Source organism: Pseudomonas sp. p99-361, assembly GCF_003935475.1.
Taxonomy (GTDB): Bacteria; Pseudomonadota; Gammaproteobacteria; order Pseudomonadales; family Pseudomonadaceae; genus Aquipseudomonas; species Aquipseudomonas juntendi.
Genome location: NZ_RHQO01000041.1, coordinates 24,997 through 45,775 on the forward strand (window position 1 = coordinate 24,997; position 20,779 = coordinate 45,775).

The window sequence follows — 20,779 nt, forward strand, 5'->3', positions numbered from 1 at the left end:
TTCGGACGCGCACACCGGCTCGACCCCGCAAGGGGCGAGTAGCTGCACGGATGCGACCTGGGCAAGACTCAACCGCTGGGCCGGAGGGGATGGGGCCGGGCGGGGAGGGTTGAGCCTATTTCACATGGTGGGCATGTGTTCAGGCACGGACTCTGTCATTGCTGCTGGTTGCCACCGTTGACGGCGACGGGCGAAAAGGAAGCGCGATTCTACGGGGTTGCGAGGGTTTGCCCAAGGGGCCTGGCCCTGCGACGAGACGCCGCAGGCAGCCAGGCAACTGCGCCCGGCAGCTAAGGCTGCACCCGGGTATCGATACTGACCACCACCGACATCCCCGGCCGCAGCTGCCGGGCGGGTGGCTGGTCGGCATCCACAGTGATCCGTACCGGTATCCGCTGGGCGATCTTGACGAAGTTGCCGGTGGCATTGTCGGCCTGCAGCAAGGCGAACTCCGAACCGGTGGCCGGCGAAATCTGCTGCACGTGCCCGTACAGCTTCAGGTGGTTCAGCGCGTCCACGGTAAAGCTCACGGGTTGGCCGATGCGCACATTGGCCATCTGGGTTTCCTTCATGTTGGCGATGACCCACAGGGTGTCGGGCACCAGCGCCATCAACTGTGCACCTGAATTGACATAAGCACCCAGGCGCGTGCCGATCTGCCCCAGTTGGCCGTCACGCGGGGCGGTAACCCGGGTGTTGTCGAGGTCGATGCGCGCCAGCTCCACGGCGGCCTTGGCGTTTTCCACGGCCGCTTCGAGCGCAGCCCGGTTGACCACCACGGTCTCCCGGTCCTGGCGGGCGATTTCCAGCGCGGCCTTGGCCTGGGCCAGGCTGGCGACGGCAGCTGCCTCGTTGGCGCGGGTCACGTCCAGTTCACTGCGGGAAACCGAGCCGTCGCTGACCAGCGCCTGATTACGGCGCAGGTCGGCCTTGGCTTTGGCCGCCTGGGCCTGGGCATCGCCAATGGCGGCCTGGCGCTGGGCAATGGTGGCTTCGGCGCTCTTGCGCTGTTGCAGGTTGTTGGCCAGGGCTGCCTGTTGCTGCTGCAACTGGGCGAGGGCCTGGGCCAGGCGCTGCTTGTAGATACGGTCGTCCAGTTGCACCAGCAGGTCGCCGGCCTTGACGAACTGGAAATCGTGCACGGGCACGTCGACGATGTAACCACTGAGCTGGGGGCCGATCAGGGTGACCTGTCCGCGCACCAGGGCGTTTTCGGTGCTTTCGATGGCACTGCTGAAGGGCGGCAGGCGCCAGGCATACAGCACCAGCAGAACACCTGCCAGGGCCACGGCGGCAAAGCAGATCGAGGACAGCAACCGCACCCGCCGCGTGCGTACCGGGCTACCCGGCTCGCTGGGCGGCGTTGTGCCTTCCGGGGTTTCGGCGATGGCGGTGGTGGTCGTGGTACGGGTGTCGTCGGTCATCGGGTGGGCACGCCGGGGGTGGAGTCGGTGGTGGTGGCCTGGCGTTTCGAGTACCAGAGCCAGGTGCTACGGATGCAGATCCAGATCATGGTCAGTATGGCGATGCTGCCGATCAGTACGAACACATCGTTGTAGGCCATGACATTGGCTTCGCGGCTGGCGGCCGTGGCCAGCAGGCGCATGCCGGCTTCGGTGCGCAGGGCCGGGTCGGCAAGGATGCCACTGTAGGCTGCTGCACCGCTTTGTACGCGGGCATTGACCAGTGGTTCCAAATAACTCAGGTGGTCCATCAGGTGGCTGGAGTGGAACTTCTCCCGCCAGGTCTGGAAGGTGCCGAGCAGTGCCGCGCCAACCAGGCCGCCAACGTTGTTGCAGATGCCGAACAGCACCGAAAAGCTGACCAGGTTACGGGGGTTGGCGCGCACATGGCTGATACCCAGGGCCATCGACGGCCCCAGGAAGAAGGTACTGCCAAAGGCCAGCAGAAACTGGCTGAAGTACATTTGTGCCGGGCGCGTGAGGTTGCTGGAACCGCTGTCGATGAATGCACCGACGGCCATGGCCAGCAAGGACACGAACAGCGGGATGATCAGGTGGTTGGGGTTTATGGTCAGGGCACTGCTGGCCAGGCCCGCCACGGCACCCAGCAGCATGATCCAGTACAGGCTGCGCATCTGCTCGCTGCTCATGTTCAAGGCCTGCAGGAAGCCTACCGCGCCTGTGGATTGCTCCGAGGTGACCATGCGGATCAGCACCACGCACAGGGCCAGACGGATGATGGCGCCACTGCCAAGCCAGCGGGTCATCAGCAACGGGTTGCGGCGGTTGTGTTCGATGGCCAGGCCGCTGAGCATCAGCGCAATCGATGCCGCCAGCGCCACGCCGAGCCATGGGGCCTCCAGCCACCAGTCGATGCGCCCCAGCGACAGCACGGCACAAAGCAGGGCGGTACCGCTGGCCATCAGGGTGAAGGTCAGGAAATCCAGTGGCTCGAAGGTTTTGAAGCGGTCACCGGGCGGTAGCTTGAGCAGCAGGACACAGCCCAGTGCCGCCAGGGCCAGGCCGAGCTCGAACAGGTACAGCCCGCGCCATTCGGCTATCTGCAGCAAGTCTTCGGAAAAGATCCGCGCCAGGGGTAATGCCAGCTGCGAAGCGCCCAGGCCCAGTACCATGGCCTTCAACCGCCACTGGGCGGGGAAGGCCTGGATCATGTAGTACAGCCCCAGCGAGCTGAGCGCCGCCCCCACCATGCCGTGGGCCGCGCGCACGGCGATGGCCGAGTTGAGGTCGTTGACCAGCAGGTGGGCGAAGGTGACCAGGACGTATAGGACCAGGAACACCTCGGTGAAGGCGCGCAAGCCGAATTGTTGGCGGAATTTCACCAACAGCAGGTTCATGGACACGTTGGTCATCACGTAGGCCGCTGGCAGCCAGGCCATTTCCGCCGTGGTTGCACCTAGCGCGCCTTGCAGGAACATCAGGTTGGCGGTGACCAGCGCGTTGCCCAAGCCACCGGTAATGGCTACCAGCAGGCCGACCACGCCATACGCCAGGCGTTTGGCTGGCGAATGCAAAGGCGTGGAAGGGGAGCCTGGCAGGGTGGGTTTTTCGTGGGGTAGCCACGCGTGTGGGGCGTATTTGTCCATGGGGCAGACTGTACTTGAGCGGCGCTTGGTGCTGCTAGGTGCAGGCTTTGGTTTTGAGCATATTGTGCGTTGCCGGTAGCACTGTATTCGCGGGTGGCACCGAACCCGACGCGGTGGCTGGCACCGGCTGCGCCGGTGTTCGCGGGCACGCCCGCTCCCACAAGGGAGCGGGTTTACCCGCTAAAGGGCCGGGGCTGCTGGCTGACGGGGGCGTCAGAAGTCTACGCTGGCGGACAAGCGCAGCACCCGTGGTGTGCCTTGGGTCAGGTAGTTGTTGGTGGTCGAGGCCGACGCCCAATAGGCCTTGTTGGCGACGTTCTCCAGGTTGGTCCGCAAGGTCACCCACTGCTCATCCACCTTGAAACGGTAACGTGCGCCGAGGTCGACCCGGGTCCAGGCCGGGATGTTCAGGCTGTTGCTGGCATTGACGTACTGGCCGCCGGTACGCAACACCCGCGCATTCAATGCCGCGCCGGCGATGCCTGGAACGTCCCAGTCCGCGCCCAGGTTGTACTGGAAGCGCGGCACGCCCGGCGCACGGTTGCCGTCGTTGGCGCCATTGGCAGTGTTCTTGAGCTCGGTGTGCATGAACACTGCACCGGTCAGCAGGCGCAAGCCGTGCACCGGCTCGCCGAACACATTCAATTCCACCCCTTTGTTGACCTGCTCGCCGTCCATGCTGAAGGTGTCGCGCTCGGCACCGGCGCTGCGGAACGTGGTGCTGTTGGGCTGCTCGATGCGGTACAGGCCAAGCGTTGCACCAAAGCTGTCCCAGTCCAGCTTGACCCCGGCCTCGACCTGCTTGCTGCGCCTGGGCGGGAACACTTCATTGGCATTGGTCACGCTCGACGGGGCAGTGGGGCCTTGTGCCAGGCCCTCGATGCGGTTGGCGTAGAACGACACATGCTCCCACGGCTTGAGCACCAGGCCATAGACCGGCGTGGTCACCGACTCGTCATAGTTGGCGTTGCGCTCACCGCTAGCGGTAGACCAGCCGTCGACACCGATCGATTGCCGGCGCACGCCCAGGGTCAGCAGCACACGGTCATCCACAAAGCCAAGGGTGTCGGACAGCGCCACGCTCTTGACCCGGTTCTTGCCCACGATACGCGGGTCGTGCAGGTCACTGCCCGTGTACGTATTGGTCGGGCGCGGCACCTTGACCGGGTGGTACAGGTCGGTGGCATAGCGGTTTGCAGCAGCAACTGCGGCGTAAGCCGAACGTTGTTCGCCCCACATGCCCGAAAGCCCGACGTTGAGCCGATGGCTGACCGCCCCCGTGGCGAACTGGCCATTGATGCCGGCCATGGCGCTCTTGTTGTCTTCATCGTGTGGTGAATAGAGGTAGCCACCCCGCGCAGTACCGTTGGCGTCGCTGACGTACAACGAGGAGTATTCGCCGTTTTCGCGAGTGTGCTTGGCCCCGGCACCGGCATAAAGCACCCAGTTATCGTTGAGGTCGTATTCGGCGTTGAGCATGCCGTAGGTGTCTTCCAGCTGTGACCAGGTCCACGGTTGGGCGTAATTGTCGCGTGCCGAGGGGGCATGGGGCACTTTGCTGCCGGTTGGGTAGATCACCGCCCGGCCCTGGTTGATGCGTTCTTTCTGGTAACCCAGGTCGGTGGACAGGCGCAGGCGTTCGCCCCGGTAGTCCAGGGCTACAGCTACCAAGGTGGCGTGCTGCGCTTCGTCGTGCACACCCGTGCCGCCGTCATGCTGGGCCAGGTTGATACGGGCGCCGAAGCGGTTGTCTTCACCAAACCGTTGGCCCAGGTCCAGGTGGCCGCCGACATTGGCGCCGGTGGCATAATCGAGGCTGACGTGGCGGGTTGGCGTGTCTGCGGCACGCTTGGGAACCAGGTTGACCGCACCGCCAATACCGCTGCCCTGGGGGGCGACGCCGTTCAGAAAGGCGTTCGGGCCCTTGAACACCTCAACGCGCTCGAGTGCTTCGGTGGTGATGATCTGCCGCGGTAGCACGCCGTACAGGCCGTTGTAGCTGATGTCGTCAGTGCTCAGTGGCAGCCCGCGGATGGTGAACACCTGCGAGAAATTGCCAAAGCCTGCCGACTGGCGCACTGCCGCGTCATTGAGCAACACATCACCCAGGGTACGCGCCTGTTGATCGGCAATGGTCTTGGCGGTGTAGCTGGTGACGCTGAACGGTACATCACTGGTCGACTGTTCACCAAGCACACCCAGGCGTGCGCTACGCGCCACCTGGCCGCCTTGCCAGGTATCGCCGCTGGCGGCCAGGTTGCTGTTGATGGTGGTGGCGCCCAGCTCCAGGGCACTGCCCAGGTCCACTGCCGGCGCCAGGGTGTAGCCCCCGCTGCCGGTGCTGATCACGCTGTAGCCACTGCCGGCCAGCAGGCGAGCAAAACCCTCCGGCACACTGAAACTGCCCTGCAGGCCCTGGCTTTGCCTGCCCTGAAGCAGCGCCGGGTCGAATGACAAGGGCACCCCGGCATTGGCGGCGAAGCGTGCCAGCACATCGGCCAGTGGGCCAGCGGCCAGGTGATAGTCGCGGGTGGTGGCGTCGGCAGCGATCGCCGCTGGTGCCAGGGCGGCCATGGCGATGGCAAGGCTCAGTGCCTTGAAAGGCAAATGGGGCATTGGGCGAGGGTCCTGTAGGTGCAGAAAAGGGAGGTTCTGCACTGATCACCGGACGACGCCGGAAAAGGTATCAAAAAGCCTGTCGTTGATTCCCGTGTGCGCTGAGCCCGGGTCAGCTCAGGGGCTCGACCGTCACCCAATAGCGAGTCAGGCCCTGGACAGTTACCGGCAAGGTGTCGGCCAGCAGCCGCAGGCTGGCATCGGTATCGGTCACCGGAAAGGCGCCAGACACTTTCAGGCCGCGCACCGCCGGGTGGCAGCGCAGCACGCCCGGGCGGTAGCGGCCCAGCTCCTGCAACAGGTCGGCCAGGCGCATGTCGCGCGCCAGCAGCATGCCGTGTTCCCAGGCCAGGTCGCCGTTTTCCAGCGGGGTGGCGGGCAGTACCCGGTCGGCACCGAACGCGGTGCGCTCGCCCGCCTTGAGTTGCACGCTGGCGGCGGCGTGCAGCGGGCGGTTGGCGACGGTGCCCTGCAACACCGCTACCCGGGTCAGTGCGCCGTCGATACGTACGCTGAAGCGCGAGCCCAGCGCCCGCGCATGGCCCTGCGGGGTGGTCACCACCAGCGGGCGCGGCGGGGTTGCCGGGTCGTTGGCGCTGGTCACGAGCACTTCGCCTGCCAGCAAGGCGATACGGCGTTGCCGGGCATCGAAGCGGATATCGATGGCGGTGTGGGTGTTCAACAGTACGTGGCTGCCGTCGGCCAGTGTCAGTGAGCGTTGTTCGCCAACCGCCGTGCGGGCATCGGCGGCCCATTGCTGCCAGGGTGCCTCGCGCCAGGCCATCCAGGCTGCTGGTGCCGCCAGCAGCCACATCCCCAGACGCTGCAGGGCCTGGCGGCGGCTGACCGCACCCTGGCGGCTGAGCCGGCGCAAGGTTTCCCCGGTAACCGGCGCAGGCAGGCGGCGAAACTCACCGAGGATGGCCTCGGCGCGCTGCCAGGCCAGGGCATGCTGGCTACTGCGCTGGCACCAGGCCTGGACGGCGCGATGGTCATCGTCGGTGGCTGCGCCCGACTGCAGCTGCACCAGCCAGTCAGCGGCCTCGCCGAGGATCAGTGGGTCGATAGGTGGCCTCATTCGTCCATGCTCAGGCAGGCGAGGAAGGCGGTGCGCATGTCGCGCTTGATGGTCACCAGCGAAACCTGCAGTTGTTCGGCGATTTGCGCGTAGGTCAGCCCGTCCAGTTGCGACAGCAGGAATACGTGGCGAACCCGCGCCGGCAACTCGCGCAGCATGGCGTCGATGCGGTACAGCGTTTCGAGGATCATCCAGCGGGTCTCGGCCGACGGCACTTCTGGTTCGGGCAGATGCGCGATGGCCTGCAGATACGCCCGTTCGACATCCTGGCGACGCCAGCGGTCTATCACCAGGCCCTTGGCAATGTGCGTCAGCAATGCCCGAGGCTCACCGCCGAAATAGCTGTTGCCCTGACGGCTGAGCAGGCGCAGGAAGGTGTCATGGGCCAGATCAGCCGCATCGCAGGCATTACCCAGCCTGCGCCCCAGCCAGCCCTGCAGCCAGCCGTGGTGCTCGGTGTACAGCGTCTGAACGTGCAGGTTGAGGGTGGGGTCGGCGGGCGGCATGGGGCGCGGGTTTCCGGGAAATAGGTGCAATTAGGAATTGATCGCATTCTATGCCCCGGGTTGCAGAACTGGCAATGTACAAAAGTGCGGGTACATGCCCTTACAATGCCTTGGCCAGAAACGCCGCCGTGCGGCTTTCCTTGCAGTTGGCCACCACTTGCGGCGTTCCGCTGACCACCTCCTTGCCCCCGGCAGCCCCGGCACCTGGCCCAATATCGATCACCCAGTCACTCTGCGCCACCACCCGCATGTCATGTTCCACCACCACCACGCTGTGCCCAGCCTCGACCAAGCGGTTCAGTTGCACCAGCAGCCGGTCGATGTCTTGTGGGTGCAGGCCATTGGTCGGCTCATCCAGCACGTACAGGGTCGCGCCCCGGGCCATGCGTTGCAGTTCGGTCGCCAGCTTGATGCGTTGCGCCTCACCCCCGGACAGCTCGGTGGCCGGCTGGCCCAGGCGCAGGTAACCCAGGCCGATGTCTTGCAGCACCTGCAGGCACCGCCGGGCCGGAGGCTGTTCGGCAAACACCTGCAGGGCCTGGTCGACGGTCAGTTGCAGCACTTGCGCAATGTTCATGCCTTGCCAGCTGACCGCCAGGGTTTCGGGGTTGTAGCGCGCACCGTGGCAGGTCGGGCAGGGTGCGTACACGCTGGGCATGAACAGCAACTCGACGCTGACAAAACCCTCGCCTTCGCAATTGGCGCAGCGGCCCTTGGCCACGTTGAAGGAAAAGCGCCCGGCGTCAAAGCCCTGCGCCTTGGCTTGTTCGGTGGCGGCAAACAGCTTGCGTACATGGTCGAACAACCCGGTGTAGGTCGCCAGGTTGGAGCGCGGCGTGCGCCCGATCGGCTTCTGGTCTACCTGCACCAGGCGCTTGATAGCCTCGAGCCCGGCGCTGACATGGCCGCTGCTGGTCTGTTGCGGTTCGTCTTCCAGGCTCTGCTCCTCAGGCTCGTCGCCTTGTTCGGCATGGCCCAGGTGCGCGCCCACCAGCTCCAGCAGGGCCTGGCTGACCAGGCTCGACTTGCCCGAACCGGAAATACCCGTTACCGCCGTGAAGCAGCCCAGCGCAAATGCTGCGCTGAGGTTGTCGAGGTTGTTGCGGCTGATGCCTTCCAGCTTCAGCCAGCCACGGGGCTGGCGTGGCGCACGCGGGGCCTGGGCCTGGGCGCCGAACAGGTAGGCGCGGGTGCAGGACTGCTCGACCTTGGCCAGCCCCGCCGGGGGCCCGCTGTACAGGATGCTACCCCCGTGCTCGCCGGCGGCGGGGCCTACATCCACCAGCCAGTCGGCCCGGCGCATGGTGTCCAGGTCGTGCTCCACCACATACACCGAGTTGCCCGCCTGCTTCAGCCGTTGCAGTGCCTGGAACAGCGCTTCACTGTCGGCCGGGTGCAGCCCGGCCGAGGGTTCGTCGAGTACGTAGATCACGCCGAAAAGCTGCGAATTCAGCTGGGTGGCCAGGCGCAGACGTTGCAGTTCGCCAGATGACAAGGTGGGCGTGCTGCGCTCCAGGGCCAGGTAGCCCAGGCCCAGTTCGAGCAGGGTGTCGATGCGCTCCAGCAGTTCATGGGCGATGCGCTGCGCGGCCAGGCGCTTTTCCAGGGTCAGCTGGCTTTGCTGTGGCTCCAGGTAGCCCGCTGCCGCGACCTTGCGCAGCACCTCGGCCAGCGCTTGCAGCGGCAACTGCGACAGCTCGGCGATGTCCAGCCCGGCAAAGGTCACGCCCAGCGCTTCACGCTTCAGGCGTTTGCCGTGGCACAGCGGGCAGGCGCTGGGGCGCATGTACCGGGCGACGCGCTTGCGCATCTGTGCACTTTGCGAATGCATGAAGGTATGCATGACATAGCGCCGGGCACCCGTGAAAGTGCCCTGGTAGCTGGGCTCCAGCTTGCGCTTGAGGGCCTGGCGGGTTTGCGCCGGGGTCAGGCCGGCATAGACCGGTGCGGTGGGCGTTTCTTCAGTGAACAGGATCCAGTCGCGCTGGGCCTGGGGCAGGTCGCGCCAGGGTATGTCCACGTCATACCCCAACGTGACCAGGATGTCGCGCAGGTTTTGCCCTTGCCAGGCCATTGGCCAGGCCGCGATCGCGCGTTCGCGGATGGTCAGTGACGGGTCGGGCACCATGGTCGCCTCGCTCACCTCGTAGACGCGGCCCAGGCCGTGGCACTGCGGGCAGGCACCCTGCGGGGTGTTCGGCGAAAAGTCCTCGGCGTACAGCATGGCCTGGCCTGCCGGGTACTGCCCCGCGCGTGAATAGAGCATGCGGATGGAGCTGGACAATGTGGTCACGCTGCCTACCGAAGAACGGGCGCTTGGCGTGCCCCGTTGCTGCTGCAAGGCAACTGCCGGGGGCAGGCCTTCGATGGCGTCCACATCCGGCACACCCACCTGGTCGATCAGGCGCCGCGCGTAGGGTGCCACCGATTCGAAATAGCGGCGCTGGGCTTCGGCGTACAGGGTGGAGAACGCCAGTGAGGATTTCCCCGAGCCGGACACTCCGGTGAACACCACCAGCGCATCGCGCGGAATATCCACGTCGATATTTTTCAGGTTGTGCTCGCGGGCACCACGGACACGAACGAAACCGGTGGGGGGAGTGGAACGTGGCGGCATGGCGCTTTCCTTGGCGGTACGGGAAGCTCACGGTAGCAGCATTGTCGCTGACGTGGGTCAGGGTTTCGGTTCGCGGGTGCCAAGTACGTCGCGAATGTTGTCCACCACATTGCTGTCTTTGATCACATCGCTCAGCCAGCCTTCCAGCGGCATGTTGCCCCACTTGATGGCACGTTCTATCAGATACGGCACCGGGCTTTGCGGTTCAGTCTGTTTGAAAAACTGGGCGATGCCGGCCAGCATGCTGAAGGCTTCGTCCCGGGTCAGCGGGGTGGTACGCATGGGCGCAGGCGCAGTGGACTGGGCGGGAGTGTTCATGGCTTCACCTGCCTGTTCGACGGGCGCGACGCTGGCTTCGGGTTCGTCGACCACGGGGGCTGGCGGCTGCAGCTCGACACCACGGTCTTTCAGCAGTTTTTCAGCCAGCTGGCTGGCCCGGGTCAGCATGTCGGCGAGGCTGGCAAAGCTCGGTGCCTCGTGGCCGAACAGTTGCTCCGCAGTGGCCTGCAGGCGTTTGCAGGCTTGCAGACTGTCGTTGATCTGCAGCGCCTTGTTGCGCAGGTATTCGGTGTCGGACAGCGCCACCGAGCGCTGGAATATCTCGGCGTTGATCTTGCCTTCGTTCAATGCGGTCTGCATGGCCTTGGTGTCGCGCAGGGCCAGGTTTTCCACAAGACGTGATTCGTCGTAACGCAACACGCCAAAATTCTGCCCTTGGGTGATGGGCAAGCCACCGGCGATGTCGGTGAGTGTGCTCTTGAGCCAGGACAACCGGGCCGCTCGCTCGTCAAGGCCCTCTTCGAGGGTTGGGTACAAGTTTTCCCAGAACGCCTGCAGCAACTGTTCAGTCAGTACCAGGCCGAAGGTGATGCCTTCGAAGTGCGCGCGCTGGGCCAGGCCTTCGCTGAGCCAGGCTGCCAGCATCAGGTCCTTGCTGTGTTGGGCGAGGCCCTGGGCAGACAAGTTGATCACCTGCTCCCAGTCGGCGGTTTTCAAATCGGTTTGCCAGTCGCCCTGGGTCAGGTAGTCCGGGTCGGCCCGGCGCGCCTCCTTGATCTGGTCGAACAACGCAGAGAAGCTCAAGTCTTCGCCACTGCCACCTTCGATGGGTGCGACCAGTGCGGCCAGCGAGAGGTCATTGAGAATGTCAGGCATAAAGCACTCAGGTTCTGGCTAGTGAACAGCGTGCCAGGCTGGCTGGCACACTGTGAAGGATGGGCCGCTGAAGCGGCCCTGGGCATGCAGGTAATCAGGCGAAGACTTTGTTCGCGGTGCGGTCCCAGCCACCGACGATGTTGCCGCCGGCCTGGCCGTCGGTACGGTTCTGCTGGGTGTAGGTGGTTTTGATGCGGGCGAAGTTGAAGGTGATTTCTTCGATCGGCAGGTCGCTGACCGCCTTGTCTTCACCGGCCTGGTTGCCACCGGCAACGAACCTGACCGACGACACCACGACTTCTTCCATGTCGATGGTCAGGTAGGTGACCTTGTCACCACCGGCGCGGTTGACGTTGAGCTTCAGCTTGGCAATGTGTTTGCCGGTGCAGCAGTGCTCGAACAGTTTGGCCGATGCCTTGTCGACCGATTTGCGGATCTTGAAGTCGCTCAGGGCAACACGCTCGGACGACGCGCCGCCCGAGGAGCTGGCAGTCGCCGAGGTCGCCTGGGTGGCGCCGTACTCGTAGCCCAGCACTTCGATCCAGTCCTTGTGCTTTTCGTCCAGTACTTCGCCTGGGATGCCGTCGATTTGGATATACGCGTCAAATGCCATTGTGAAACTCTCCATTAACAACTGGTAAAGGGTTGCTCATGCGACCCTTGGTTTTTTACCTCGCCAACAGGGCGGCAGAGGTAGCGTGCCGCCACCCGGTGCTCCTCCTGTGAGCCCGGGTAGCCGGTTGGTGCGGCGCGCGCTCAGTTGAGCCCGCGCACTTCGATTTCTACCCGGCGGTTGGGCTCCAGGCATTTGATCAACTGGGCCCGTGCCTGTTGCATGTCACAGTTGACCAACGGTTTACGGCTGCCTTCGCCTTGGGCCACCACCAGTTCGGCTGGGACGCCCTTGCCGACCAGATAAGTCCGAATGGTTTGCGCCCGTTGTTTCGATACCTGCAGGTTGCTCTGGCTGTCACCGAGCTGGTCGGCGTGGCCGGAGATGACGATCTTGCCGATATTGGGCGTGTTCAACAGTTTGCTGGCGATGGCACTGAGTTGGTTCTGGCCCTCGCTTTTCAGGCTCTGGAAATCTGCCCGGCCAAAGGCGAACAAGGTGTCCGATTCCAGCGTGATGGTCTCTATCGCGCGTAGCGACTGGGCACGCAGGCTGTCGATGTAGTTGCGCGAGCTAGAAATCAGGAAGGCGTTGTCGAGAATGCGCGGCACATCCGTTTCGCGGATCTGGTCGGCATAGAAGGTGATCTGCCGGCTGGCGTACAGGTAGTCCTGGTCGCCCTTGCCCTGGTTGGCCTCGGACAGGCTGTGGCCGGTATGCCGAGCGATGGCCGGGTACCAGTAGTCGGGCAGGTGCGCCTTGAGAAACGCCGGGTCGGCCTGCTCCCGCTGGGCGGGCGAAAGCATCACGTAGGTGTCCAGTGTCGCCTTGCCGAAATCGGCGATCGACTGGGCGCGGTTGTCATGTGGCAGGGCTTCGGCCTCCACACTGTCCACGCCGCTCACCGGTTGCAATTCGCGGGTATTGCGTTGGTAGACCTTGAGCGTGGTCAGCAGGTAGAGCGTGCGGGTGAGGTTGTCTGCGGTGGGCTTGAGCATCACCTGCTGCAGGGTGGTGAAGTAACGGTCGCGCAGCAGCGGCTCAACCTGATGGCCCTGGTACAGGCCCAGACGCAGGCTGAACGGTACACCCTGCTCACGGTGCTGCCGGTAGTAATGGGCGGCCCAGAAGCGCAGGCGGTCCAGGCTGCGCCAGGCGGCGTACTGGCCATCGGCAGCCTGGTCCTGGCGCTTGGCCTCGGCCAGCTCGCTCGCGATGCTGCCCAGCACCGCACGGTTGTTCAGGTACGACCAGCCCCACAGGCTGCACAGCAACAACCCGGCGAGGCTGGCACAGGCCACCCAGGCGGCCTTGCGCCGGCGCTCGCGGTGGTTGCTGGTGTACAGCGCCACCAGGTGCTGGTCGGGGATGATGACCTTGCGGAACAGGCTGTTGATGAACAGCGGCGCAGGCTGGCTGCCTGCGCTGACCGCCCCCTCGCCGTGTTCCAGGGCAAAACGCTCGGCAACATGCTGGCCATGGCTGCCCCACAGCGCTTCATCGGCCTGCAAGGCGGCAGTGAAGTAGAAGCCACGCAGCATTTCGGCATTCTGGTAGGGGTTGGCCCGCAGCAGGCTGTCGACGAACGCCTGCAGCCGTGGCTTGATTGCGGCCAGCTCCAGCGGGAAGCGGTAAGCGGCGTCGTTTTGCCGCGTTACCTGAATGTCCTGCTGCACCAGTTGCTGGCTGGCAACCTGCTGCCAGTAGCGGGTCAGGTCGTCCATCGCCTGGCCAAAACGCTGGCCCCAGTCCGCCTGTTCGTAGCCTTTGTGCGCGAAGGTCTTGCCCATCACTTCGCCGCGCGCGGCCTCATCCAGCTGGCGATAGAAGGGCGTGAAGCCGGGTATCAGGTCGCACTTGGTGAATACCAGGTAGATCGGCAGGCGCACTTCCAGCAAGGCGCAGCTTTCCTGGATGCGTTCGCGCAAACGCTTGGCCACCCGCTGCTGGTCTTCGGCCGAGCCGTGCACAACGTCGGCGATGCTGACACTGACGATCAGACCGTTGAGCGGGCGGCGTTGCCGGTGCTGGCGCAGCAACTGCAGGAAGCCACGCCACTTGCCGGCCTCTTCCGGGCTGTTCATGTAGCGCCCGGCAGTGTCCAGCAGCACCGCTTCAGAGCTGAAGAACCAGTCACAGTTGCGCGTGCCACCCAACCCTGCGACGCGTGCACCTTCGCGCTCGGCGTAAGGGAAGTTGAGGCCGGACTGCAGGATCATGGTGCTCTTGCCAGCGGCGGGCTGGCCGATCACCAGGTACCAGGGCAGCGCGTACAGGGCGTCTTTGGCAGAGGTGCCGCGTGGCGTGTTCTTGTGCAGGCGCTCGATGCCCTGCAGCAGGCGCTCGCGCAACAGGCTGACCTCCTCGCGGTCGGCCGGCGTGGCATTGAGTACAGCCTGGTCGGCGTCGTCGCGCAGCAAGCCTTCGAGGTTGTGATGCTGGCCGGCGCCACGGTACAGCAGCAGGACGTAGCCCGCCGACAGCAGCAGGAAAGCCCCGATGCCAGCCAACAGGCTGTGCAGCGAAGCGAAGCCCAACGCGCTGCCGATCGCCCATACCAGGAAGATCACCAGGAAAAACGCCACCCCCAGCAGATAGGGTTGGTAACGCAGGCAGTAGTACTTGATCTTGTTCATACAGGCGTCGCATCCAGCGCATCGACGAATTGCTCGATAACGCGTTCAAGGGGTAGATCGAAGTCGTGTTGGCCGCGGGCCGATGCCGCAGGGCCCAGTAGCGCCAGATGCTGCTGGGCTTCGGCACAGCCGCAGAGCAGGCGATAGGCACTGCTGGCGTGGCGTGACGGGAAGCAGAACAGGCGCGGGTGCATGAAATCGTCTGCCAGCAGGCTCACGGCTGGCGTATCTGGCTGCCCGTTCATGTGGCACAGCCAAGTCAGCCACAGATCGGCTGTAGGGTTTTTCAAACCGCGCTCAGCGGGGAGGGGCAACTCAATGCCACCCTCGAAGTCACTGTGCAGCGCCGGCCGGCATGCGCGCAGCCGTGTCAAAGCGGCGGCGCTGTCGAAACCTGGCCAGGAGCCGTGCAGTGCACGGGCGATATCGGTGAAGCTGAAGTCACGCAGGAACTTGGCGTGCACCCGGCGGAACAGGTCCAGGTCCTGGGCTTGCAGGGGGCGCAAGGCCTTGACCCGTTCGAACAGGCGGGTGCCGTCGGCACCTTGCACGGCCTGGTGCAGCAAAGGCTTTATCTGTGCGCAGAACAGCTCGCCCAAGGTGAATGGGTTGCCCAGGGCCATGCCTTCCTTGCCCTTGAGCAGTTGGTAGATGAAGAACGGATAGCGCCGGTTACTGGCGTCACGCGAGCTCAACAGCCCGCCCAGCAGCCAGTTGCCATTGCGTGCGCGGTATGTGAAGAAGCACATCGGCAACCCATCGAACAGTGCCTGCCAGTCTTCGCGGTGGCGCATGGCCGCCAGCGAGGTCTGCAGCCAACTGTCGAATTCGCAGACTTCCTCCGCCGCGCCATGCAGGCTGACGAAGTCTGCGCTCGATGGCAGTTTGCCGAAGCAGCCGATCATTGGGCACTCCTGTCGTTGAGTGCGCTTAGGGCCTTGACCTGGCTCAGGTCGGTGAGTTTTACCCCACCGAAGTTGCGCACCACCAGGCTCACACGGCCATTGGCGGTGTTCCAGCTGAAGCGCTGCTGGATGCCGTCGAGGTCGTCGACGCGGGCGCTTTCGTTCATGCGCAGCAGGCCCCAACGCCCGGGGAAGTCGAACACCGTTACCCGTGCGCCACTGAGCGTTACCACATCCAGGCGAGCGCCCGGGGCGTTGCTGGTGCCTGGCCAGGCGAAGCGGCTCCAGCTGCTGCGGCCGTTGCGGTAGTGCTGTTCCTGCCCATCGAGGGTGAACACGATGTCGGTGAAGTTGGCCGAGGGCTCCAGCATGATTTCAAAGCCGTTGTCGCGGTCTGACAGGCTGGCGATCACTTGGCCTACCGAACTGGCCCGGTCGATGCTGTTGAGCATGCCAGGGTTGACCAACGCCGGTGCCTTGCCATCACCTACGCCCAGACCTTCGCCGCCGGCGAGGTTGCCGATTTCGTTGCGTTTGAAGGCCGGCAGCAGCCCCGAGTCCGGGTCTACGAAACGTTGCAGGTCTTTGACCGAGGCTTCGTTGCGGCTACCACCGGCAATCGGGTAGCGGTGCGCCATGACCTGCTGCCAGGGCTTGGCGATCTGCTGCGCCCAGGCTTTGGCGATCTGCTGGCCGGCCGGGTCACGCAAGGTCGCCCAGGCGTACTGGATCGGCAGGTTGAACAAGCCTTGCAGCGAACGCGACAGGCTGTCCTGGCTGGTGTCGACGCTGGTTTCCACGTAATTGCGTACCGTGGTGACCTCGCTTGGCTGGCCTTCCAGGGTTTCGCTGATCAGCTGCTTGCTGCTTTTGCCGACATCCTGCGACCGCTGGATGTTGTTCATGCGGACCTTGAGCTTGCGCAGCGCCGCCAGATAGCGGTCCATGATGGTGCTGTCGGCGCCTTCGGCGTTGTTCTGGGCGAATACCCGGGCAACCGGTTCGAAGCGCTTGGCGAGGCTGCCATCGTCCACCGCCGGCAGGGCCGGGGCTACGTTGGCAGGCAGGCTGTCGTTGGCGTCGAACAGCCCGGTAACCTTGCTCCAGAAACCGTCATCACGACCAGTGCCGGCCGACGGTACTTCGCGTTTGACCGGCAGGTCCCACTGGGTATTGTCGTTCACAGCCTGCAGCAGGTTCTTCACGGGAGAGTGCTGAACGTCGCTCAAAAGCCCCAACTGCTGGGTCGCCGATGCCAGGTCGGCGAAGTGGCGCACGCCCACGCTACTGACCATCTTGTACCAGGCTTGGGTGTAATCGCGCTTGTAGCGGCTCATGAATTCGCGCACGAAGTTGGCCTTCTGCACCAGGGCATCGCCGCCGTCGCCGTCCAGTACCCAATCGGACTCGTTGCGCAAGTTGCTCGATACCAGCTTGATCAGTTCAGGCTTGACGAACGTATCCCAGCCTTGGCGGGTATAGATCGCAGGTACCCCGGCCGACCCATACAGCAGTGCGCGCCCAGGTTGAGGCACAAGGTCGTTGAGGCTCAGCGCCGGGAATTGGCGGCTGGATTCGAGTTGCAGGCGCAGGTATTCGCGATCGACCAGCGAACTGGAAATCATGAACGACTTGAGGTTCTGCCGGGTTTCGTTGATCAGTTGGTCGTTGCGTGGCAGTGAGGGCGCCTGGCCCTGTTCCAGCAACTGCACGTACAGCGGAGTGTTTGCGCCGATCACGTCGGCGCTGGCGGGGGTGCCTTCGCCGGCCGCCGCGGCCCAGGCCTGTGGCAGGCTTGCGGCAATGAAGGCCGGGTCTGGGTGGGCGTCGGGTGCCGTCAGCAGCAGGTACAGTTTGAGCGTGTTGTAGGCGTCGATGATCGAGGCGACTTGCTGCTCGTCGAGGCGCCCCAGCATCTCTTCGGACAACGACAGACCACCGGTTGTCGCGGACAGCTCGGCGGCATCGCTGGCTGTGGCCAGGTTGGCCTTGGCCGCATGGGCGCCTGCGCGGGTGTTGGCCAGCGCGGCCTGCGCTTTGGCTGCAACCGCTGGGGCCAATGGCTTGGCGTTGCGCTTTTTCGGCGGGGCCGGGGTGAACTCCAGTGACTGGTTGATACCCGCGGCGAAGGTATTGAACGCGCGCATTTGCACTTGCAGGCTACGGGCGATCGGTTCCAGGGCCTGGCTGCGCAATTGCGCCAGATACGCGCTGCGGGTCACCTGGTCAACCGCCTCACCGTGGTACAGGCCGGCGCTGAGGCGCAGCGGCACGCCTTGTGTGCGATGCGACTCGACAGTGGCCATCTGCTCGCGCAGCACTTGCAGGCCTTTGCCCGCGGCCATTTGCTGCTGGCTGTCTTCGGCCTGGCCTATCTGTGCCAGCTGCAGGCGCAGATTGTCTAGCCATTGGCGATTGTTGACGAACGACACTGCCTGCCAGCTGACAAGCAGCACGCCGGCGGCAACGGCCAGGCCCAGCAGCAGCGGGCTGAGCCCAGCTTGGCGGCCTTGGCGCGAGTGATAAAGGCTCAGGTCACGGTCGGGGAAAATGACCCGGCGGAAGGTGTCGGTAATGAAGTAGCTGCGGTTGCCCGCTGCCGTGCCAGCCTGTTCGGCCTGGCCATCTTCGGCCGCCTGCAAGGCGAATTCGTCGGCGATGGCGTCTTCGTACACGTGCCCCAGTTGTTGCCCGGTCTGCAGGGCGCTGGTGAAGTACAGGCCGCGCAGCATCAATGGGGCGCCTTCTGGTCATGCAATTGCTGCTGTGCACGGCCATCGGCGGCCTCTTCGGCCCGGCGCCGACTGCCCTGGCCGAGCAGTTCCCGGTCGAGGTGCGTTCCACCGGCGTGTCGGTGGCCTATAACGTGGCCGTCATGGTATTCGGTGGCTTTGCCCCGTTGATCGTGACCTGGCTGACCCAGGCGCTGGGAACCCCGGTGGCGCCATCGTTCTATGTACTGTTTGCCTGCCTGCTGACCTTGTTGGCTACCTACTGCCTGAAAGACGCACCCCGGGCGGGCAACCGGGCCGCCTTCAACCTTGGAGTGAAACCGTGAAGCCGCTTGTCATCGACCCCATTGTCGCCCTCGGCGCCGAAGCCTTGTCCCACGCCATACACGCCCGCCAGCTGTCGTGTCGCGAGGTGATGCAGGCCTACCTCGTGCACATCGAGCGGTGCAACCCACGGGTCAATGCGCTGGTCTCGTTGCGCCCGGCCGCGGCACTGCTGGCCGAGGCCGACCAACGTGACCGCGAACTGGCCCGCGGCCATTCACGCGGCTGGATGCATGGCATGCCCCAGGCCATCAAGGACCTGGCGGCCACGGCCGGGCTGCGTACCACACTCGGTTCGCCGCTGTTCGCCGACCAGGTTCCCCAGCACGACGCGATCAGTGTGGCGCGGGTGCGGGCCAGTGGCGCCTTGATCGTGGGCAAAAGCAACGTGCCCGAGTTCGGCCTGGGGTCGCAGAGCTACAACATCTTGTTCGGCACCACCACCAATGCCTACGACCCGACACGGGTGGCGGGGGGCAGCAGCGGTGGCGCGGCGGCGGCACTGGCCATGCGCCTGCTGCCGGTGGCCGACGGCAGCGACATGATGGGCTCGTTGCGCAACCCGGCGGCGTTCAACAACGTGTTCGGCCTGCGCCCCTCGCAGGGGCGGGTGCCCCACGGCCCTGCGCCGGAATTGTTCGTGCAGCAGTTGGCCACCGAGGGGCCGATGGGCCGCAGCGTGACCGATGTGGCCCGGCTGTTATCGGTTCAGGCCGGGGCAGATGCGCGGGCACCGCTGGCGCTGAGCGAAGGCCGGCGCGATTTCGCCGCCGGCTTGCAACGTGATCTGCGCGGCGTACGGGTGGGCTGGCTGGGGGACTACAACGGCTACCTGCCGATGGATGACGGGGTGATGAGCCTGTGCGAATCGGCCTTGGCCGATTTCGCCGAGCTGGGCTGCCGGGTCGAGGCCTGCCAACCGGCATTCGACCTGGCTCGCTTGTGGCAGTGCTGGCTCACGCACCGCCACTTCCTGGTGCATGGCAGCCTCAGCGCAGCCTATGCCGACCCGGCCCGGCGCACACTGCTCAAGCCCGAAGCACAGTGGGAGGTGGAAGGCGGCTTGCAGTTGAGTGCTGCAGCGCTGTACCAGGCTTCGCTGGACCGCAGTGACTGGTACCGCGCCATGGCTGAGCTGTTCGAGCATCACGATTTCCTGCTGCTGCCATCGGCCCAGGTGTTCCCTTTCGATGCAGGCCTGCCATGGCCGCAGCGGGTAGGCGGGCGGCCCATGGATACCTACCACCGCTGGATGGAAGTGGTGATCGGGCCGACCCTGGCCGGCTTGCCGAGCATGAGCGTGCCGATCGGTTTCAACCCTGGCGGCTTGCCCATGGGCTTGCAGATCATTGGCCCGGCCCAGGCAGACCATGCCGTGTTGCAGTTGGCCTATGCCCATGAACAACTTACCGGCTGGGTGCAACGTTGCCCGCCGCCCAGCCTGCAGGCGCCATGAGGTGCTGGCCAGGCGCGCTTTTTGCTGGCTATGCTGACCATCTGGCAACCAGGAGGTCATCCCCATGGGCATCACGGCAGAAGGTGGCGGCGTGCGTTCGGTGGAGCGGGCGCTGGCCATCGTCGACCTGCTGGGCGAGCACCAGGCACTGGGCCTTGAAGAACTGCATTACCTGACCACACTGCCCAAGGCCACGGTGTCGCGCATGCTTGCTACTTTGCAGGTGCAGGGCTGGGTTTATCGCGGCCTCAGCGACCGGCGCTATCGGCTGTGCTCGCGGCGCTTGTACGGTGACCGCCAGTTGCGCTTCAAGCGGCGCCTGGTGGAACGCGCCGCGCCGATGCTGCTGGAGTTGAGCGAACGTACCGGGTTGGTGGTGGACCTGTCGTGTTTCGATGGTCAGCGGCTGGAGGTCATGGAAAGCGCCATTCCGCAGATCCTGCGCAAGCGTTACCCGCATACCTGCCAGATCGTCGGCCATCATGCCAGCTTGTTCCATTCGGCGATGGGCCGCGCCTGCCTGGGTGAGCTGGGGCTGGAGGAGGTGCAACGCCTGGCGGCCGATGCGCGGCTGGGGGACGATGCGTTGCTGCGCGATATCGAGAAAGAGGCACACAAAGGTTTCGGCCAGCGCACCGAGGGCCACTGGGAGTACCCGGTACGCCTGCCGCACCTGATTCGCGCCATTGCCTTGCCCGTGCATGCCGAAGGCCGCCTGGCCGGGAGCATCGCCTTGCACTGGCCGTTGGACCAGGCGCCTGTCGAGCGGGTACTGAGCCTGCACCTGAGCAGCCTGGCGAGCACGGTTGGCGAGGTGCAGCGGGCGTTGGCCTGAGGCTGGCGGCGGTGCCTTCGCACCCTACGGCCGCTCTTGGTGCCTGATGCTGCTTACTTGAGGGTGATGCCACACTGATCGGGGCTGCTGCTCAGCCCATCGCAGGCAAGCCAGCTCCCACAGGGATTGCATCAGGGCTGACAGGTGTTTGCCACAAGGTATGCAGCGCCTGTGAGATCGAGCGCCGCCCGCGCGGCGCATCGCGAGCTGCGCTCGCTCCTACGTTTGTTTCGGGC

The 20,779-nt window shown here is 64.9% G+C and carries 12 protein-coding genes and 2 pseudogenes; 3 read left to right on the forward strand and 11 right to left on the reverse strand.

The features are described from left to right. Positions 1-290: 290 nt before the first annotated feature. The 11 genes and pseudogenes from EGJ22_RS17630 to EGJ22_RS17680 all read right to left on the reverse strand — a co-directional run. Positions 291-1,424, reverse strand: a complete 1,134-nt coding sequence (locus EGJ22_RS17630; protein WP_029887239.1) for an HlyD family secretion protein — start codon at positions 1,422-1,424, stop codon at positions 291-293. Beyond that, a complete protein-coding gene (locus EGJ22_RS17635; RefSeq protein WP_029887240.1) occupies positions 1,421-3,070 on the reverse strand; it encodes an MFS transporter in 1,650 nt (549 codons plus the stop codon). Before EGJ22_RS17635 ends, EGJ22_RS17630 begins: the two co-directional genes overlap by 4 nt. A 213-nt stretch (positions 3,071-3,283) precedes the next feature. Next, complete coding sequence (locus tag EGJ22_RS17640; protein ID WP_125920319.1) at positions 3,284-5,686, reverse strand: TonB-dependent receptor; 2,403 nt, start codon at positions 5,684-5,686, stop codon at positions 3,284-3,286. Positions 5,687-5,798: 112 nt separating this feature from the next. Continuing rightward, the gene (locus EGJ22_RS17645) at positions 5,799-6,764 is read right to left on the reverse strand and encodes a FecR domain-containing protein (RefSeq protein WP_064314482.1); all 966 of its coding nucleotides are present in this window, start codon (positions 6,762-6,764) and stop codon (positions 5,799-5,801) included. Beyond that, the gene (locus EGJ22_RS17650; protein WP_029887859.1) at positions 6,761-7,270 is read right to left on the reverse strand and encodes a sigma-70 family RNA polymerase sigma factor; all 510 of its coding nucleotides are present in this window, start codon (positions 7,268-7,270) and stop codon (positions 6,761-6,763) included. The genes EGJ22_RS17645 and EGJ22_RS17650 overlap by 4 nt, the downstream gene beginning before the upstream one ends. Positions 7,271-7,370: 100 nt before the next feature. Then, a complete protein-coding gene (locus EGJ22_RS17655) occupies positions 7,371-9,887 on the reverse strand; it encodes an excinuclease ABC subunit UvrA (RefSeq protein ID WP_029887858.1) in 2,517 nt (838 codons plus the stop codon). 57 nt (positions 9,888-9,944) lie between these two features. Then, positions 9,945-11,042: a type VI secretion system protein TssA gene (gene tssA / locus EGJ22_RS17660; protein WP_029887857.1), complete on the reverse strand. Its 1,098-nt coding sequence runs from the start codon at positions 11,040-11,042 to the stop codon at positions 9,945-9,947. A 94-nt stretch (positions 11,043-11,136) separates the two neighbouring features. Continuing rightward, positions 11,137-11,655, reverse strand: coding sequence for a type VI secretion system tube protein Hcp (locus tag EGJ22_RS17665; RefSeq protein ID WP_029887856.1), 519 nt, complete (start codon positions 11,653-11,655; stop codon positions 11,137-11,139). A 143-nt stretch (positions 11,656-11,798) separates the two neighbouring features. Further along, positions 11,799-14,291, reverse strand: coding sequence for a type VI secretion system membrane subunit TssM (tssM, locus tag EGJ22_RS17670; RefSeq protein WP_029887855.1), 2,493 nt, complete (start codon positions 14,289-14,291; stop codon positions 11,799-11,801). Continuing rightward, the gene (gene tagF, locus EGJ22_RS17675; protein ID WP_029887854.1) at positions 14,288-15,196 is read right to left on the reverse strand and encodes a type VI secretion system-associated protein TagF; all 909 of its coding nucleotides are present in this window, start codon (positions 15,194-15,196) and stop codon (positions 14,288-14,290) included. Before tagF ends, tssM begins: the two co-directional genes overlap by 4 nt. Then, a pseudogene (locus EGJ22_RS17680) lies at positions 15,193-17,940 on the reverse strand (ImcF-related family protein); the annotation flags it as partial. The pseudogene EGJ22_RS17680 and the gene tagF, both read right to left, overlap by 4 nt. Here EGJ22_RS17680 and EGJ22_RS17685 point away from each other — a divergent pair. The 3 genes and pseudogenes from EGJ22_RS17685 to EGJ22_RS17695 form a co-directional block, all read left to right on the forward strand. Next, positions 17,922-18,254, forward strand: a pseudogene (locus EGJ22_RS17685) (MFS transporter); the annotation flags it as partial. The pseudogenes EGJ22_RS17680 and EGJ22_RS17685 sit on opposite strands and share 19 nt — an antisense overlap. Further along, entirely contained in the window at positions 18,251-19,708 is a 1,458-nt protein-coding gene (locus EGJ22_RS17690; RefSeq protein WP_029886043.1) for an amidase, read from the forward strand. The pseudogene EGJ22_RS17685 and the gene EGJ22_RS17690, both read left to right, overlap by 4 nt. Before the next feature lie 64 nt (positions 19,709-19,772). Then, a complete protein-coding gene (locus tag EGJ22_RS17695) occupies positions 19,773-20,543 on the forward strand; it encodes an IclR family transcriptional regulator (protein WP_029886042.1) in 771 nt (256 codons plus the stop codon). The last annotated feature ends 236 nt before the right edge of the window (positions 20,544-20,779 follow it).